The sequence below is a fragment of the Methanobacterium sp. BAmetb5 genome (assembly GCF_003491305.1).
In the GTDB taxonomy this organism is placed as follows: domain Archaea; phylum Methanobacteriota; class Methanobacteria; order Methanobacteriales; family Methanobacteriaceae; genus Methanobacterium.
On sequence record NZ_CP022706.1, the window covers coordinates 248901 to 267500 of the forward strand.

Below are 18600 nucleotides of genomic sequence, written 5' to 3' on the forward strand. Positions count from 1 at the left end.
CAAATTAAGGATTTTCTAACCTTCACAAATATAATTGTGGAAAACTTGAGAAATATTATTGATTTATAAAAATATTGATTTATATGTGCCTTACCATCCTTTTATCTGGAAAAAAAGTTTATAAGGCCCGACTCATTTACATGAGCCGGGTGGTAGGGTAGTTGGGGCTCTCATTGGTTATAGTGAGGTCGTGGGGGTGACTTTCTGTCATTCCACTGGTGGTGATCCTGACGAATTTGGCCTTTTCCCACATCTGGGATATGTTGGATGCACCGCAGTAGCCCATGGATGCTTTAAGACCACCCATTAACTGGAATATTACTTCATTCACTGGTCCTTTAAAGGGTACGACTCCTTCAACACCTTCAGGTACCAGCTTGGCGTGTTTCATTGGTCCTTTAACTTCCTGGAAATATCGGTCGGTCCCTGCTCCAGAGCCACCAGTCATGGCTCCCAGTGAACCCATTCCCCGATACTGTTTGAATTTTCGGCCGTTCATTATAACCACTTCACCCGGGGATTCGTTGGTTCCAGCCATTAAACTTCCCACCATAACGGCATCTGCTCCCACAGCTATGGCTTTGGCAACATCTCCAGAATATCTTAAACCTCCATCTCCAATAACTGGAACTTTGTGTTCTTTGGCCACATCGGCTACAGAAGATATGGCAGTTAGTTGTGGGACTCCAACACCAGCTATGATTCTAGTGGTGCAGATTGAACCGGGGCCTATACCTACCTTGAAACCATCAATATCTGCACCAGATATAATGGATTCAGCTGCTTCTCCCGTGGCTATGTTTCCTACTAAAAGATCGGCGTTGATGTTTTCCTTCATTTTTTTGGCTGATTTAATTATACTGGGCTTGTGGGCGTGAGCCACATCAATGGCAATGATATCTGCTCCCGCCTGATCCAGGGCCATGGCCCGTTCCAGGTCAAAGGGGCCGGTGGCGGCAGCAACCAGGAAGCGACCATCCTCATCTCTAACAGCGTTGGGATGCATTTTGCGTTCCAGTATATCCCTTATGGTCACAATACCCACTATGCGGTCGTCTTTAACCACGGGTAATCTTTCCACTTTGTTTTCGTAAGCAATGTCCAGGGCTTCTTCCGGGCTGGTTGATTCGGCTATGGTCACTACTTCTTCGGTCATGAATTCGCTTACCTTTTTCTGGGCATCAGAATTCATAATGGGTTTAATGTCACGGCGGCTGATAATACCCACTACCTTTCCATTGTCCACCACGGGAAGACCGCTGACTTCTTCCATGTCCATGATGACGTTGGCTTCGTATATGGAGTTTTCTGGAGAAGTGGTGATTACATCCTTTATGGTCAGATCCTCGGAGTGTTTGACCTTTTTAACCTCAGCCACTTGTTCCTTGATGGTCATGTTACGGTGGATAACACCCAATCCTCCTTCCTGAGCCATTGCAATAGCCATTTCAGCTTCGGTTACTGTATCCATGGCTGAACTCACAATGGGGATGTTTATATTGTAATTACGAGAAACCCGGGTTTTGGTTTCTACATCTTTGGGTTCAATATTGGATATGGATGGTACCAGTAAAAAGTCATCAAACGTGTATCCTTCCGGGGCTTTGTTTAATTTATCTGAAAACATAATATTTCTCCTCCATTCCACATGATGTGGATTAAAATTAAAAGTGAAAGTTTAAAATCAACCAACAGTGACTTTATCCATCACCTAATGGATCAACTCAGGATCACCTCTCTCTATCTAAATTATTAGAGATTAGTTTTGTATTATTTATGTAGCTATCTGATTAATTATGTATTCAAGCTACTATTTGAATCAATTACCTTAGGAATTGTAAGGGGTAGGCCTTCAGTTAAAGGCCCTGTACCAGTTGTTTTAAGCTGGCAACAGCTTCATGATGGATATGTCCGGAATTCCGGTCTCCACCAACACAGGCCGCACCTCGAATTCCAGCCACATCACAGCCCAGCTCAGCCAGTAAAGGTAACTGTTCTTTGGTCACTGAACCAGCCAGGGCAGATTTAAGGCCGTAATCATGTATTTCAGTGGTGAACTGGGAGATCTTTTCTTCATCCATAAAGTCGAAGAGTGTTTTTCCATCTTTAACTGCAGTGTCCACCATGGCCAGGTCGGCACCACTATCGGCAGCTACCCTGGGAATTTCCAGGGGGTCCACCGCACCCACGCGATGTGCATCAGCATAACCTGAGGCCACAATTGTGGCATCATTGTTATACTCCTGAACTGCTTTTACCACGTTTTCCATTACTTCCAGAGCTTCGGAGTAATTTTTTGTTCCGTATAATCCTACTTTAATGTAATCTGCACCGGAAACCACGGCACCGGCAGCAGCCAGGGACACAGTTCCTGGTTTGTAGGGAACATCCCCCAGAGTTGCACTAACTTGCATGTCCTTGGGAGTTATTTCCCGTATGTTTTTAATGACCCAGGGGAAATTAGCCCCTAATGAACCTTCTTTAGGATTTTTAACATCTATTATGTCTGCACCGCCGGCTATGGCTTCTCGTGCTTCTTGTGTGTTTATGGGACTGATCAAGAGAAGCAAATATGATTCCTCCTATATTATTATTTAACAAGTCTTTTAACTAATATTTAAAACCTATGATTAAGGGTAAGGCAATTACTTTTTAAATTGATCTATTCTTCATCCGGATTAAATGGTGATCTTCTCTTTTTGAGGTTATTTTTGATTTTTCCATGTTTTTCTGGATAGATTTCTTCTTTAACAGATTTTATTCGTAATTCTTCAAGCATGAGATTCACCGGAATCTCCATTGGACATTCCACTGTGCACTGCCCACATAGTGTGCATTTGAATAGTCCCGAATCGAAACATATATCATTATCATGGATGTAGTGGCTCAAAACCACACCCCGACCACCTAAGTGGCGGAGATATCCGAATTCAGGCCCTAATGTGGTGTACACTGGACAGTTAACAATGCATGCACCGCATCCAATGCACCATAAACATTCCTTTTTCTCCTGGATAGCTTCGGTCCGCCCGTTATCTAAAAACACCACTACCACTCGCTTGGCACCGTACATGTCATTTAATATGATCTGTTCAATATCGGCGGTCTTGGAGGGGGAGGATACCACATTCATATAAGCCGGCACAGTTTTCCCGGTGGCATAGATAGTTTCCAGTTTAACCACCGATACGGCATCTTCCAGGGTGGGTACTAACTTGTCAATACCCACCACCACGATGTGGAGATCCAGTAGGGTGAGGAGGCTGATGTTACCTTCGTTGTGGACCATCAGGAGAGATCCATCTTCCGCAGCCACCGAGTTGGCCCCGGTTATCCCCACTCGACACTGGGAGATTTTCCCCATGATATCTGATTTAACCGCATCCAGAATGGCCCGTGGTTCAGCTTCGATCTCCTTTTTAAACTCCTCGGATACAACTTTGGCAATTATTTCCATATCCAGATGACAGGCCGGTCCGATGGGGTGAGTGGGGTTGCTCTGGTGGAACTGTACTATTCTATCCCCCAGATCAGTTTCCAGAACATTTACCTCATGTTCCTTCAGGTACTCGGTGAGTTGAATTTCACCGGCAGTGTTGGATTTGGATTTGGCCACTGTTTCCTCACTTTTAACCAGCTGGTAAATTGCTTCCCTGGCCTCTTCAGCATCATGGGCCATGATCACTTCTATCCCATTGTTCTCCAGGGTTTCCTGTGCTTTTTCCAGGAGGCTAGATAGATGTTCAACTGAATATTCCCTGATCTTTTTAACCCTTTCCTTTAAATCAATGGTACGCTCATCCTCAAGGAGGCTTGACCTTCTCTTATTCAATATACCAAAGGAACGGTTCATGATTTTAAGGGAGGGATCATTCATGTTTAAGCCTCCTTAACAGGAACTGGGATAAATCCAGGATATCAACCTCTTCCCCTGTAACCCGGGTGGGGGAAGAACTCTCCTTTTGGGATAACTCCAGGTTAAGAATACAGAAGGGACAACAGGTTACCAGGGTAGTGGCACCAGTATTTCGGGCATCCTCCACCCTATTTTTCCCAATTTCTTCAGATAATTCAGGGAAAGCAGATTTAACACCACCACCAGCACCACAACATCGGGCTTTCTCCTGGGTGCGTTCCATTTCCACCAGTTCTCCATAGGAACTGATAACCTCACGTGGTCTCTGGTACTCTTTCTGGTGGCGTCCCAAGTGACAGGGGTCGTGGTAGGTTACCTTTTCCTGGCTGGGAGAGGGTTCCAGAAGACCCTCCTCTATTAACTCCAGGAATAGTCCAGATGTGTGAATAACATCCACTTTTTCCCCTAAAATCTCAGGATAATCCTCTTTAAAAGTACGATAACAACCGGCACAGGAAACAAGGACCTGTTCACCTCTGATATCTTCCAGGGTGTCCTGCATAACCGGGAGGGCTTCCTCCCTAAAACCAGTGCGCAAAAGCACTGAACCACAGCACCCCTCGTCTTCCAGTATCCTGTATTCTATACCTGCTTTATGGAGCAGTTGTTCAGTTGCATCGGGAATCTTTTTTAGTTTCTCCCGTGACAGGCATCCTCTAAAGTAAATCATAAATGTCACCGTGTATGCTATTAATCTGGTAAATTCAGCCCCTAAACAGACCTAAACTAAATATTATTCTGTTTATTAACATTTTTTAATTAATTAATCGGATTTCAACCTTTTATAAACATTTTATAGAATTAATTCACCTGGATTCAATTAATAAGGAATTAATTCTTAAATTGGAATACCAATATCCCATAATAATTAGAGATTAAGATATTAAAAATCTAATTAAAATATGTAGTTATTGGAGATATATTTTTGTTCCTAAAATTACCAGATATCTGAAAAAAACAGTTATCCCTAATCAGGGATTATAATTATCATGTGAAGTATAAAAAGGGAGTTTAAGTGATAAGGGATTAAACTAGGGATTAACTCATTAACAGATAATTAAATAAATAATTTTTACAATAAATAATTTATTATTAGAATAAATAAGTTTTATTACCAGAAATAATTTCAGGGGATTTTAAAATGACCTATTTAATCTGCGAAAGGTGCGGGGGATATTACCAGCTTCAGGAAGGAGAAAGGGTAGAAGATTTCAGTGATGAATGTGAATGTGGTGGAAAGTTATTTTACACCGAAAGCTTACCTGAAACTGGAGAAGGGGAGATCTACCACGATGATTCAACCGAAGATACCATCTATACTGATGATTATTCGGAACAAGACCAGGTTGAAGTTGAACCACCGGTAAATAACCAGATTGAAGGTTTAGTACCGCAGGCAGATAACCAGATTGAGGATGAAGAACCACAGGTAGATAACCGGACTGAGGATGTAGAAACACCGGGAAATATCCAAACTGAGGATATAGAGGCAGGTATAACTCTCTCTGACCAAAATAAAAAACGAAAAGATTATAAATATGCCCTGGAGTTACAGGAAATACTGGATCTTAGGGGACTTCACGTTATCAAAGAAGGTGTGAGAGGTCAATCCTTAAAAGTCATTCCCGAAGGAATCGAAACCCACAATGGATTGTTCATTAAATTTGAAGATATAATCAGTGTGGAAGACATCAGCAAACCCCGTACTGCAGAGAAAAAATCAGGAATAGCTGGTTTAATCTCCACTGGCCAGTCACTCCTCAGCTCAACACGACGGACTTTAAAACTCCGTTATCCTGAGGGGGAAATAGAATTCAAAAACGTTAAGAAGAACGAGGCCAAAAGACTGGTAAGTTACATCAACCGAATAATCAGCAAAGAATAAACGAATCAATAATATTGGTGGTTTATGAGTTTTATAGATATCATCGTTGGGGTTAAAAACGAAGAAAAATACATTAAAAAATGTATTACCAGTCTACAGAATCAAACCATCAAAGATATCAACATCCTGGTTGTGGATGGTCTTTCCGTTGATAAAACACCCTACATTGTCCGTGAAATATCTGAAAAAGACCCCCGGGTAAAACTCTTTATAAACCCCCAGGAAGTGATAGGTTCGGCCCGTAACCTTGGATTGGAATATTCTGGTGCAGATTACGTTGTCTACCTCGATGGGCACTGTTATGTAGCTTCAGATTGGCTGGAAACCCTCTATAAATCATTCGAAAAATATAATAAACAGTGTAAATTAGCCGCTGTGGGGTCTACCTATTCTTCTCCACCGGATGACTCTTTTTTTGGCAAAACCATTGCCCTTGCTCAGCAAACCATTTTTGGTGGGTTTGGCACGTCTTACACTGCCAGTCAAAAGGTGGTGCCGGTGGAAACCGTGGCTTTCGCCATTTACCAGCGCTCCACACTGGAAAAAGAAAATGTAACCTATGATGAATCCATGACCCAGTGTGAAGACACGGATTTCAATTATCAACTGGTTAAAGCAGGTTATAAACTACTACGTCATCCCCAGGCACTGGTTTACCAGTACCGTCGCCCCAACTCCCGGGAGTTTTACGGGCAGATGGTTAACTACGGGGAAGGACGTGCCAAATTCACACGAAAACATCCTGAAACCTTGAAATGGTATCATTTCATCTCTCTAATCTTTATACTTTATCCATTGTTGTTCTTAATAATCCTATTACTCTACCTAACTGGCTATTTATGGATAAACATTCTCCTCCTGGTTTCAATTCCCATAATAATATATGTCTTCCTGGACCTGATTTACACCATGATGCTGGTGGTAAAACTGGATAACTGGAGGGGTATATATTCCTTCCTGGTATTCCCTTTGGAACACTGGGGATACGGGTTAGGATTTTTAAAAGGATTATTGAAAAGATGATTTATAATGTGTAGTGAACTCATAGGAAGTGTAAATTATAATGAGTAATGAATCCCCACGGGTTTCCATAATCATCTTAAACTGGAATGGATGGAAGGACACCCTGGAGTGTTTGGAATCCATTTACCAGATTGACTATCCTAATTATGATGTGGTGGTGGTGGATAATGCCTCCCAGGATAACTCCCTGGAAGAAATTAGAAACTACGCACAGGGATTGGAAACAATTGAATCAAGGTTAGTGGATTACCGTTCCCAGAACAAACCACTCGAAGTTTTTGAATTATCTGAAAAAGATTATTTTAATCTTCCTGTGATCATTAAAGAAGATTTGGATATTATTCCTTCGGATAAAAGGATTATTATTCTTAAAAATAACCAAAACCATGGTTATGCTCAGGGCAACAACCTTGCCATGGAATTTGCCCTTAAAAACCTGGATCCTGATTATATTCTAATTTTAAATAACGACACCGTGGTTCATGAAGATTCTGTTAAGTGCATGGTGGACATTGCCCAAAAAGATGAAAAAATTGGGGCAGTTACTCCCAAGGTATATTATTACGATTACCAGGGCAGTTCCGATGTTATAAGCCATGCTGGAGAGAAATTCAACCTGTATATAGGTCGAGGTAAACGATTCTGCAAGAACCAGGTGGACAAGGGCCAATGTGACCAACCTCGAAATGTGGACACCATTGAGGGTTGTTCCCTACTCCTTAAAACCGAAGTATTGCAGGAGGTGGGTCTCTTTGATCCGGTATACTTCGCCTACTGGGAGGACACTGACCTCTGTTTCCGGATCAGAAAAGCGGGTTACCAACTTTCATATGTCCCCCAATCCAGAATATGGCATAAGATCGGTGTTTCCTGGGACAGTTATTTCAGTTACTTTGTGATTTATCATTATCTGGTGCGCAACCGTTTGCTATTCATGTGGCGGTTTGCTTCAAGCCTCCAGAAAACTACCTTCACTATTTTCTTTATATTTTATCTCTTGGCCAATCTAGTTTTAATGCTTTTTAAGGAGGATTTGGAAACTTCCCGAGACGGATTTAAAGCAATTTACGATGGTATAAAAGATTTTAGAAACACGGATTAAAGGTTTAATAGATGAATTATTAAATTGAGTTTATGGATGGGGCCTCAAAATAATAAAAGATAGATTTAGTTCAAGAATGTTTAAAATCCAATCTTTAAATTTCAAGCAGGTATTCACATGAGTAAAGTTAAAGGTATAGCCAAGAACATGGGATTTTTATTTATTTCCCAAATCATTACTTACCTCATTGGGTTTTTTATCACCATGTACACGGCTCGTTATCTGGGTGCTGAAGGATTTGGTATTATATCTCTGGCCCTTTCAATTACTGGAATCTTTGGAGTTGTAGTGGACATGGGCCTGGGAACTCTGATGATCAGAGAACTTGCCCGAGATAAATCTTTCAGGGATAAATATCTGTCTAATGTAGCCTTGATGAGGGTTTTTTTATCTTTTCTGATGTTAGGCCTGTTAATGTTAACAGTTAACCTAATTGGATATTCTCATCTTGTTAAAAATGTAATCTACATAATTTCAATGTATGTAGTAATCAATGCTTTCGTAGGAGTGTTTACCTCTGTTTTCCAGTCATACGAAAGAATGAATTACCTCTCGCTGGTTACTATTGTAAACAGTTTTTTAATGTTTTTTGGAGTTGCTATTGCAATATACTGCAAACTAGACATTTTAGATTTCGCATTGGTTTACCTGATTTCAAATGCTTTGACCCTTCTCTTTGCTATGATTTTATATTTCTGGAAGTTTTCTTATCCCTCAATTGAAATTGACTTTAATTTCTGGAAGCCCACTTTAAAGGAAGCATTCCCCTACGGACTTGCAGGGATATTTGTCACGGTTTATTATTCCGTAGACTCAGTTATGTTGTCGGTTATGGTTGGTAATGAAGTAGTTGGCTGGTATAATGCAGCGTATAAATTTCTTTTTGTTTTCCTATCTTTATATTCCGTATTTACAGTGACTCTTTTTCCAGTGATGTCCCGTTTCTACCAAGATTCAAAAGAATCACTTAAATATACCTACGAGCGGTCTTTCAAATATCTGTTAATTATAAGCGTTTTCATTGCTTTTTCAGTAACTTTATTTGCCAACAAAATCATTCTACTAATCTATGGATCTGATTACTCCCCATCCATAATTGCACTTCAAGTATTGATCTGGACCATTATCCTCATGTTTATCAATGGTCTTTCTGGGATTTTACTAGGTTCTATTAATAGACAACTCGTTGTCACTAAAATTACTGGATTAAGTGTTATTTTGAATGTTACATTGAATTTAGTCCTTATACCCAAATTTAGTTATTTAGGTGCCAGTATTGCAACTGTATTCACTGAGTTGGTGAGTGTCCCAATCCTGATATACATTTTATGTAAGACTGAGAACGTAGATTTAAAGGAGTTACAGAGAACTATACTCCCCCTTATTTTTTCCAGTGTTATTATGGTAATTATTTTCCTAATCCTAAACAGTTTAAACACCATTATTTTATTTATAATTCTTTTTACAGCATATGTTGTGTCGTTAATCCTTACAAGAGCATTTGATAAAGAAGATTTAAGAGTGTTAAAAAGTTTAATCAACAAAACTTAATTGTAAATCTAAATCTAAGAACGTTTCTTGTAATTAATGTGGCTATCATTATATAATCAAAGTTAAATAATGTATTATCCCGATGAGGAATATAAAAATAGTAATCTCTTAGTGATATTCTAGATTAAAGAATTTCCAGGACAGAAAAATATGATTTTAAAGTGTTTTCCTAAAAAAATTAAACAGTTAATGCAACACCTGCTTCATGACCATTATTACATTTTACCATATTCCTATTCTAAAGTCCTGAAACTGTTTCGTAAATTTACATTTAACGGAGAGAAATACGAATATTTTTATCATAACTATAATGAGGCTTGGGGAAATGAAAGAACTATTGAGATTCCCATCATAAAAAAATATGTAGATGATTATGATTGTGATGAGATTCTTGAGGTTGGTAATGTTCTTTCCCACTATTTTAAAATCTGCCATGACGTTGTTGATAAATATGAGGAAGCAGAAGGGGTGATCAATTGTGATGTCGTGGATTATAATCCCCAAAAGAAATACAAGTTAATTGTTTCCATATCCACTCTGGAGCATGTGGGCTGGGATGAGGAACCTAAAGACCCAAAAAAGATTTTCCGGGCCTTTGATAATTTAAAGAATCATCTTACTGAGGGGGGTACATTGGTTGTAACCGTACCTATAGGGGGAAACCCCCACCTTGATAATTATCTTAAAAATGGTCAAATTAAATTCACGGAAAAATATTATCTTAAAAGAATATCTAAATATAATAAATGGGTGGAATTTGGCTCTAACTTTATCCCAGCAAGTTATGGTTCTCCCTACCCCCTAGCTAATGCTCTGTTTATAGGAATTTATAAAAATTAGTGAAAAAATGAAGATAGGAATACTCTCCTGGATACTGGACCGGGAAAGGACGGGTATTGATAATTACCTCTACAACATTGTCCGGGAAATGATTGGTACGGATAAATCCCGTGACATAACCCTGATCCATTACCGGAAAACAGACAATCCCCTTTACCAGATGGTAAATGAGGTGGTTATCGGTTCTTTACCAGGAAATTTGGAAAATCCAGTGAGCCTGTCCCGTGCTCTTAAAAAGGAGGAAATCGACGTGTTACATTTACCTTCCCACATGGCACTCCAGGTTAACCCTTTCTTCGTAAGTTCCCAGGTGAAAAAGGTTTTAACCATTCACGATCTTATTCCCTTCTTCTTCAAGGACAAGCTCCCTTTTTTCTATAAATTTTGGGCACCCTCACTGAAGCTAATCAAAGACAGACCCCACTGTATAATCACCGACTCACAAAATACACGTAATGACCTCATAAACCATCTCCAGATACCTGAAGAAAAGATAAAGGTCATATCCCTGGCCCCTAATAAAGATTACACTTTTATGGAGGACAAATCTCCGGTAAAAGACGAAATACTGGCTAAGTATGGGATATCCGTTCCCTTCATCCTTTACGTGGGGACGGTTGAATTACGTAAAAACATCCCCCTTCTCATTAAATCCTTTTATAAACTCTTGAAGAGTGGATTGAAGTGCAAACTGGTATTGATTGGAAAATTAGGTTATGGATTTCCCGAAATATCTCAAACTGTAGAGACACTGGGACTGGGGGATCAGGTTCTGTTCATGGGTTATGTTCCTGATGAGGATCTGGTTAAATTCTACAATGCTGCCGATTTATTCGTCTTTCCCTCACTATACGAAGGCTTTGGACTACCTCCCCTGGAAGCCATGGCCTGTGGATGTCCAGTAATATCATCAAATACCTCTTCCCTACCTGAAGTGGTGGGTGATGCGGGAATCACTCTGGATCCAGAGGACAGTGAGGGGTTCACCAAAGCCATGTACCAGGTAATGACCAGTCCTGGTCTCCAGGAGGAAATGAGTTTCCAAAGTCTGGAAAGGGCCAAATTATTTTCCTGGAAAAAAACTGCCGAGGAAACCTGGAAAGTATACCAGGAAGTCCATAAAGAGGGGTATTAAATAAAAAAAATGAATTCCCTTTAAATTAAATTAAAATTGGATAGTGTGGATTAAAAAAATACAAGAATTAAAATTGAAGAATGGATTAAAAAATTCAAAGATAAAGTTGAAGGTTTAGTGATCATGAAAATAGCTGTATTCCATAACCTGCCCACTGGAGGTGCCAAGAGGGCACTGTACAACAGTGTTGAATTCCTTTCCCGGGATCATCAGGTTGATGTCCATGTTCCTTCCCTGGCTGATGAAGATTATCTATCCTTAAAGGATGTAGCCCATGATTTTCGCACTTATCCCGTGAAAAGCACCCTCCCTGGTTATTTATACTCGACCCTGAAGTACTTCCCCTCAAAAATTTCCATCAGGGACCTGGAAAAAACCCAGAAACACATGGCCCAGGAGGTTAACCACAGAGACTATGATGTGGTTCTCTGTGAACAGGATAAATACACCATGGCTCCCTTCTTTTTGAAATACCTTAAAAAACCACATGTTTATTTTTGCCAACAACCCATACATTCCCAGGGTAAGATTTCCCAGATACTGTACAATGAGGCGGGCATAAAAACCTCCTTTAATGTTGAAGCACTGCGTTTTAGACTTTTCATAAATCGTATGATTAACCTGGACCAGAAATTGGCCAGTTACTCCCACTACACTGTGGTAAATTCCTATTTTTCCCATGAAACCGTATTAAGAAGTTACGGAGTCAATGCCCTGGTTTCCTACCTGGGAGTTGATACCAGTCAGTTCAAGCCACTGGATATCCCCCGGGAAAACTTCATCCTCTCTGTAGGTCGTTGCATACCGGAAAAAGGCTTTGATTTTATTATAAAATCCCTGGGAAAAATTGATAAAAAAACACGCCCGGAACTGGTTCTTATCTCTGACCTGGTGAACCTACCCTGGAAAAATTATCTGGAAAACCTGGCCCACCAGTTAAATGTCAAATTAAAGATTTTAGTTCTGGTAACTGAAGAAGAACTGGTGGAACTTTATAATAAGGCTCAACTAGTTGTTTATGCACCATACCTTGAACCCTTTGGCCTGGTTCCCCTGGAAGCCATGAGTTGCCGCACCCCGGTGATAGGAGTAAAGGAGGGAGGTGTAAGGGAAACCATCCAACATCAGGAGACAGGAATACTCACCGATAGGGACGAAGTATCATTTTCCCAGGTAGTTACCGAACTGCTGCTTGATCCGGATAAAAGGGAAAAACTGGCCACACAATCCATTAACAAGATCCAGAAATTCTGGACACTGGAACATTCTGGAAAAAGATTGTTAAATCATTTAGAGCGTGCAGTTGATTTATATTAAGTTCAAGCCCACATTATTATGTTACCATGTTAAATTAAGGCCCTGGTTTGTATATGAAAAACAAAGACCATGATCTGGAGACAACTCACCGTGTTTCCATAGTGATCATAAATTGGAATAACTGGATGGACACTCTGGAATGTTTAAAATCATTACTAAAGATTAATAGTTCTTCATTCCAGATTGTTCTGGTGGATAATAATTCCACCGATGATTCCATCACTCATATCCGGGATTTTGCCCGACAAATACCCCTGGAAATTGCTGAATTTAGAGAAAGTGAATTAGAAAACCTGCGATCTAACAATGATTTGCAGGAGAAGCTGGTACTGATCAAGAATAATATTAATCATGGTTTTGCCGCTGGAAATAATATTGGGGTGCGTTTTGCCTTACAATATCTTAACCCTGATTATGTCTTACTTTTAAATAACGATACTATTGCCCATGAAAATTTCCTGCATGAATTACTTAGGGTGGCCGGCCGAAATGATAGAGTGGGAAGTATTCAACCGGTTCTGCTAAATTACGAAGCATCAGCCATTGATTCCCTGGGCCAGGAGTGTTACTGGTGGGGTGCTGAGGATATCTGCATGGGACAGTCCCTTAAAAGCATTGAAAAGGGAATGTTTGGTGACGAGGAAATATTCGGGTCCTGTGCAGCAGCTGCTCTTTATCCCAGTGAAGTTCTAAGGGAAACTGGACTTTTTGATGGGGATTTCTTTGTGGAACTGGAAGATGTGGATCTTTCCTGGAGGATCCGTTTATCTGGTTATAACTCATTTTTAGCCGGAAATGCACTGGTTTATCATAAACGCGGTATTTCTAGTACTCTGTCATCCGGGGATATAATTAAAGGGGTGAAGGATGAGTCCATGGTGCGTAAATGGCACCGTCAAAGTAGAAACTGGCTGGTAATTGTCACCCGTTACTACCCTAAATCAATCATAGCCAGAGCAATATTCAGGTATCCTCATAAAGTCCTTTTCACCCTTTTCAGGTTAATCTATTCGTCTATTATCCTGGGAAAAATTAGAAAAACCGGTAAAATTTTACACAAAAATTTAAAAGTCCGCAAGAAAGTTAAAAAAAATAGGTTTTGGAGTCAAATTTGGCAGAAATGGATTAAAAATAGTCCCACAAAATGTGGAAATGTGAATATGGATAGTTAAACCATTTCATGTAATTAGATACATTCCATGACCAATTCCTTTCTATAGGGCTTTCCAGTATCCATAGATAGTTTTCAGTAGTAGATAAAGTGAATAAACATTAAAGGAAATAAAATGAAACAGGTTTTACACCCTTAGATTCCGGATATGGGGGGTATAACTTAATCTGTTTCATGGTGAAATCTATATCTTCCCTTCCGTTTCAGAATCCTTATCCTTTGGAAGATTTTCTTTCTCTAAATCAGGGGATTGGCCTTTTTCCAATGCTATTTCCTGTACTAAATGGGTTATTTCTTCCTCAACATTTTCGATCATGTTGTATATTTTGAATATAAAATAATAACAGCCAATCAACCCAATTATAAGTATTAAATCAAGTCCCCGACCAATTCCAGTGGCTCTGGCCAGTAATGAACTGGTATCGGGATTAACCGAGAAAATGATCAGCAGTATCCACACCGCACTCCACACCAGGAGCATGTTGAGAGACATTTTCCCACTTTTGAATCTTAAAAAGGTGACTATTATACCAATTATCCCGATTAACACTCCAATATACTGATATAATATCATTGACACAACCTCCAATTGGTTCCTGAAATTATTATTAAAGTCATTATTAAACTCTTGAAATATTCTAATCTTGAAATATTCTTAAAATACACATCCTTAACTTATACTTGAAAATATTCCTTACTTAGAAATATTACTTACTTGAAAATATTCCTGATTAACTTGGCCAGTATTTTAAGTCCTACACTGGTGTTAGTTCCCTTGGAGAGGGAGTAGTCAGTGTAAATGGTGGTAATGGGTACTTCTACCAGTCGCAATTTTTTACGCTGCACTTCTCCAATGATCTCTGAGGAAATACCGTAATCCCTGGAGTGAAGTTCCATTGACCCTGCTGCTTCGTTGCTGAATGCACGCAGACCTGATTGTGAATCTTCAACATCCCTACCATAAAATAGGAGGGTTATTATATTCATCACCACATTCCCAAACTTCTTACGAAAGGGCATTTCCTGAAAGTTCCTCTTCCCAATCACCACATCGGCCGCACCATTGATCAGGGGCAGGCAGAGGGGAATTATATCCTGGGAGTGGTGCTGACCATCGGCATCGAAGGTTACGATAATATCTGCCTGGTGTGCTATGGCGGCCTTAATACCGGTTCGCAGAGCACCACCCAATCCACGGTTTAGGGGATGTCGGTAAAGACTTACCTGGGATGGATATCTTTTCACGAAACCCCTGGCGACACAGTAGGTGTTGTCGGTGGAACCATCATCAACCACTATCAGATTAACCCCAAGATCAACCAGTTCCTTCATAACGCCATCTAAGGTTTTCTCCTCATTGTAAGCAGGCAAAATTACGTATATGCCTTTTTGCTGCTGGAATAAATCTGCCGTGGCTTCAATACTCTTCAATATGATTTCTCCTCAGGTTAAATGAATACTATAATGGTTTTAAAGTCTTAATCAGGTTTTTATACTTCTTAATCTAATTTCCCTTCTAAACTGATAAGCAGGACATCTCGAGATATTTCACAACCAACCCAGTTTTTTTAATCATTCACTGAGTTTTATGGCCAGCTCAGCCACTCTCTTACCCAGATTCTGTGAGGTTTGCAATCCCATCTCATCCTCAGCAGTGGCTCCCACACCGGTTCCACCGTAGTGGGCCATAGGGGCCCCATCACCAACAACTATGGCATCCTGGATGAGTAAAAACTCATGAATAGCAGCAATCGTGGTTTCTTGACCCCCATTACGAGATCCTCCAGTAGCTATGGCTCCACCCACCTTATTTTTAAGTTTAAAATCCATCCTCAGTGGTCTTGAGCGATCCATTAACATTTTAAGTTGTGAAGTTACATTGCCAAAGTATACCGGGCTTCCGATGATAAAACCGTCGGCCTTCACCATTTTTTCCAGTATTTCTCCCATATCATCGTATATGGCACATTCACCAGTGGCTTTGCATATATCACATGCCACACAGGGTTCAATTTCAGCACTTCCCAATCTCACCAGTTCTATCTCTGCTCCTGCATCACCGGCGGCTTTTAAAGCTTCTTTTATCAGATTTTCAGTGTTACCTTCTTTACGTGGACTTCCCACTATTCCCATGATTCTAACCAATTGAACATCCTCCCAATTTAAATTTAGGATTTTTAAAAATTTCTTTGACAAAAAACTTATACCTTTTTGATAAATTGAATCCTAATCGTTTGATAAATCCATATCATTCATTTTAAATCTATATATTAAAAATAGTATCCTCAATTTTAAGTAGTTGTATGCTTAAAGTATACCTTAACCTTTTCCGGGGATGATCATGGTTAAGTCCGAGATAAAGTGATTTTCAAAGGAAGACCTTCTTAAACTGTTAATCTTAAGTTTTGCATTGATTTAAAAATAAAATTTAACATTATTTTGAGAATCATTAGAATCACATTTTTTTTTAAAAAGCACTTGAGAGTTTGTTCAATGATCAATACTAAGAATAATAATTATACTCCTTTAATCCCTGAAGAAGCGGTTATGGCTCTGGTCAGAGAATGGTCCCTGAGGGAAAGGAATGGGGATGAAAATGCTCGCCAGTGGGCGGCCCAGGAGTTGAAGGCTTTCCTGGTGGAAACTGCCGACGGCACTTACACTTTAAAATCACAGATAAAGGATGATTCCTCGGAAACCATGCACACCACCCATGGTGCACTTCGGGAAGCCCGTGAAAAATTCGCAGAACCATCCCAGTTAAGTGGAAGGGAGAATATCGCTATCCTGGATATTTGCAGTGGACTGGGAGTCAATGCAGCCGCAGCACTGGAGAACTTAAAAGATCCCATCCAAGGTTGGAAGATGGAACACTTGGTCCTGGATATGGTGGAAATATCATGGGAAACCCTGGCAGCCACCTTAATAATTCCCAGCATCTCTGAATATCATGATATTATTAGGAAGGCCGTAGAAAATTACCTGGTAGAACATGGTTTACTCTCATTTTCCTGGGAAAAAAAAGAAATACCTCCCTCTGTGGATATCCAGGTGCACTGTAAAGATGCCCGGAAAATGGTGGTTGAAATTCCAGAAAACAGGGATTACGATGCTGTATTTCTGGATCCCTTCAGCCCGGCCAGATCACCCGAGCTTTACACCAACGAATTCCTTTCTAAACTTGCAAATTTACTAAAAAATGATGGTGTTATTATAACCTACACCTCTGCCGCCCCGGTGCGCTACGCCCTTTTAAACACAGGACTGGAAATCGGTGAAGGTCCAGCTCTGGGAAGAAGTGGTGGAACCATAGCCTCACCTTCCATAAATAGGATAACCAAACCCCTGAAAGCTGCTGATGAACGTATGGTGGCCCTTTCTGATGCAGGGATACCCTACAGAGACCCTGATTTAAACGCTTCAACCGAGGACATACTCAATAACAGGCACAAAGAGAGAATGGAAGTAAGAGGAGAGTCCAAATTGGCTTCTACCGTTAAAACTCCAGTATACTTGGTCAATGATATGGGTGATGAGCGCCAGAAACGGCGGGTGCTTAATCATTTGAAGAAATTTAATATTCATAGCTTAAATGACCCTAAAGTGCGGTTCCTGGTCTGCCCTCAGTTTCCACAGTGCATATGCCATTGTCATCAGGAACGGCCAACAACATCAAGGGGAAGAATCAAAGAAATGGAAAAGAGAATGGAGATTATATCCAATCCATGAAAAATTTAAGGGAATAAAATGAATTGTCACTTTAATAACCCTCCCTAATGGTAATTCCTACAGTAAATATGGGTTTTTATTAAGGATAAGGAATATAATCTAAGATTAACTATACCATAATCATTAAAACATCAAACTTAAATTATTAACAATCTCTTTATGGAATTTTTCAGATTATGAGTTTCGTTTTATAAAGATTCTAAAGATTTTACGAAAGGTGAAGAATTTGAACTTTGAGATAAAGTATAAAGATGGCCGGGGAAGAGTGGGAGTCCTTAAAACTCCCCATGGAACCATAAAAACCCCTGCTTTGATGCCAGTCATACATCCTGGAAAACAGACCATCCAGGTCGCTGATTACGGAGCGGAGGTAGTGATCACCAATGCTTACCTCATTTACAAAAATGAGGAACTGCGGGAAAAAGCCCTACAAGACGGGGTTCATGAACTCATAAACTTCCCGGGACCCATTATCACTGATTCGGGATCATTCCAGCTCTCCCTGTATGGAGATGTGGAGGTATCCAACCAGGAAATAGTGGAGTTTCAGGAAAAGATCGGGACGGATATTGGAACATCTCTGGACATACCCACACCACCCTCGGTTAAAAGGGAACGTGCTGAAAAAGAACTTAAAATCACCCTCCAGAGAGCCCAGGAAGCACTGGAGGTTCGAAAGGAACTTATGTTAAACTCAGTGGTCCAGGGATCCACCTTTACTGACCTGCGCAGTGAATGTGCCCAGGCACTGGGAGAAATGGACTTCCAGGTACACCCCATCGGGGCAGTGGTACCACTCATGGAATCGTACCGTTACCACGAACTGGTGGATGTGGTCATGTCCTCGGTGAGTTATCTACCTGATTCCCGGCCCCGCCACCTTATGGGTGCTGGTCACCCCATGTTATTTTCACTGGCAGTGGCCATGGGC

The 18600-nt window shown here is 40.3% G+C and carries 17 protein-coding genes (1 of these 17 cut by a window edge); 10 read left to right on the forward strand and 7 right to left on the reverse strand.

Going from position 1 to position 18600, the window contains the following annotated elements; translation table 11 throughout:
• Positions 1 to 136 precede the first annotated feature (136 nt).
• From guaB to CIT02_RS01235, 4 genes are all read right to left on the reverse strand, one after another.
• Positions 137 to 1627, reverse strand: a complete 1491-nt coding sequence (guaB, locus tag CIT02_RS01220; RefSeq protein WP_292613262.1) for an IMP dehydrogenase — start codon at positions 1625 to 1627, stop codon at positions 137 to 139.
• A gap of 229 nt (positions 1628 to 1856) precedes the next feature.
• Entirely contained in the window at positions 1857 to 2570 is a 714-nt protein-coding gene (locus CIT02_RS01225) for a (5-formylfuran-3-yl)methyl phosphate synthase (protein ID WP_292613264.1), read from the reverse strand.
• A 92-nt stretch (positions 2571 to 2662) separates the two neighbouring features.
• Positions 2663 to 3877, reverse strand: a complete 1215-nt coding sequence (locus CIT02_RS01230; protein WP_292613266.1) for an LUD domain-containing protein — start codon at positions 3875 to 3877, stop codon at positions 2663 to 2665.
• The gene (locus CIT02_RS01235; protein WP_292613268.1) at positions 3870 to 4586 is read right to left on the reverse strand and encodes a (Fe-S)-binding protein; all 717 of its coding nucleotides are present in this window, start codon (positions 4584 to 4586) and stop codon (positions 3870 to 3872) included. Before CIT02_RS01235 ends, CIT02_RS01230 begins: the two co-directional genes overlap by 8 nt.
• Before the next feature lie 471 nt (positions 4587 to 5057).
• On the opposite strand from CIT02_RS01235, the gene CIT02_RS01240 reads away from it, so the two are divergent.
• From CIT02_RS01240 to CIT02_RS01275, 8 genes are all read left to right on the forward strand, one after another.
• Positions 5058 to 5801 carry a hypothetical protein gene (locus CIT02_RS01240; protein ID WP_292613270.1) on the forward strand — a complete coding sequence of 248 codons (744 nt, stop codon included), beginning with the start codon at positions 5058 to 5060 and terminating at the stop codon, positions 5799 to 5801.
• A 24-nt stretch (positions 5802 to 5825) separates the two neighbouring features.
• The gene (locus CIT02_RS01245) at positions 5826 to 6824 is read left to right on the forward strand and encodes a glycosyltransferase (protein WP_292613272.1); all 999 of its coding nucleotides are present in this window, start codon (positions 5826 to 5828) and stop codon (positions 6822 to 6824) included.
• Positions 6825 to 6864: 40 nt separating this feature from the next.
• Positions 6865 to 7926, forward strand: a complete 1062-nt coding sequence (locus CIT02_RS01250) for a glycosyltransferase family 2 protein (RefSeq protein ID WP_292613274.1) — start codon at positions 6865 to 6867, stop codon at positions 7924 to 7926.
• A 117-nt stretch (positions 7927 to 8043) separates the two neighbouring features.
• Positions 8044 to 9477 carry a flippase gene (locus CIT02_RS01255; protein WP_292613276.1) on the forward strand — a complete coding sequence of 478 codons (1434 nt, stop codon included), beginning with the start codon at positions 8044 to 8046 and terminating at the stop codon, positions 9475 to 9477.
• Between the two features lie 150 nt (positions 9478 to 9627).
• Complete coding sequence (locus tag CIT02_RS01260; protein WP_292613278.1) at positions 9628 to 10317, forward strand: cyclopropane-fatty-acyl-phospholipid synthase family protein; 690 nt, start codon at positions 9628 to 9630, stop codon at positions 10315 to 10317.
• 7 nt (positions 10318 to 10324) lie between these two features.
• Positions 10325 to 11452 carry a glycosyltransferase family 1 protein gene (locus CIT02_RS01265; protein WP_292613280.1) on the forward strand — a complete coding sequence of 376 codons (1128 nt, stop codon included), beginning with the start codon at positions 10325 to 10327 and terminating at the stop codon, positions 11450 to 11452.
• Positions 11453 to 11575: 123 nt separating this feature from the next.
• Complete coding sequence (locus tag CIT02_RS01270) at positions 11576 to 12769, forward strand: glycosyltransferase family 4 protein (RefSeq protein ID WP_292613282.1); 1194 nt, start codon at positions 11576 to 11578, stop codon at positions 12767 to 12769.
• Positions 12770 to 12822: 53 nt separating this feature from the next.
• Positions 12823 to 13941, forward strand: coding sequence for a glycosyltransferase family 2 protein (locus CIT02_RS01275; RefSeq protein ID WP_292613284.1), 1119 nt, complete (start codon positions 12823 to 12825; stop codon positions 13939 to 13941).
• 183 nt (positions 13942 to 14124) lie between these two features.
• Here CIT02_RS01275 and CIT02_RS01280 read toward each other — a convergent pair whose 3' ends face one another.
• The 3 genes from CIT02_RS01280 to CIT02_RS01290 form a co-directional block, all read right to left on the reverse strand.
• On the reverse strand, positions 14125 to 14514 hold the full coding sequence (locus CIT02_RS01280; protein ID WP_292613286.1) for a DUF2304 domain-containing protein: 390 nt from the start codon (positions 14512 to 14514) through the stop codon (positions 14125 to 14127).
• 137 nt (positions 14515 to 14651) lie between these two features.
• Complete coding sequence (locus tag CIT02_RS01285) at positions 14652 to 15371, reverse strand: glycosyltransferase family 2 protein (protein ID WP_292613288.1); 720 nt, start codon at positions 15369 to 15371, stop codon at positions 14652 to 14654.
• 141 nt (positions 15372 to 15512) lie between these two features.
• Positions 15513 to 16085, reverse strand: coding sequence for a flavodoxin family protein (locus tag CIT02_RS01290; protein WP_292613290.1), 573 nt, complete (start codon positions 16083 to 16085; stop codon positions 15513 to 15515).
• Between the two features lie 348 nt (positions 16086 to 16433).
• Here CIT02_RS01290 and CIT02_RS01295 point away from each other — a divergent pair, with 348 nt between their 5' ends.
• Positions 16434 to 17669: an MnmC family methyltransferase gene (locus CIT02_RS01295; protein WP_292613292.1), complete on the forward strand. Its 1236-nt coding sequence runs from the start codon at positions 16434 to 16436 to the stop codon at positions 17667 to 17669.
• Between the two features lie 226 nt (positions 17670 to 17895).
• A protein-coding gene (gene tgtA / locus CIT02_RS01300) for a tRNA guanosine(15) transglycosylase TgtA (RefSeq protein WP_292613294.1) crosses the window boundary here: on the forward strand, positions 17896 to 18600 show its 5' end (the start). Its footprint extends 1275 nt past the window's final position; 705 of the gene's 1980 nt are visible here — the first part of the coding sequence; its start codon is at positions 17896 to 17898; its stop codon lies off the right edge, out of view.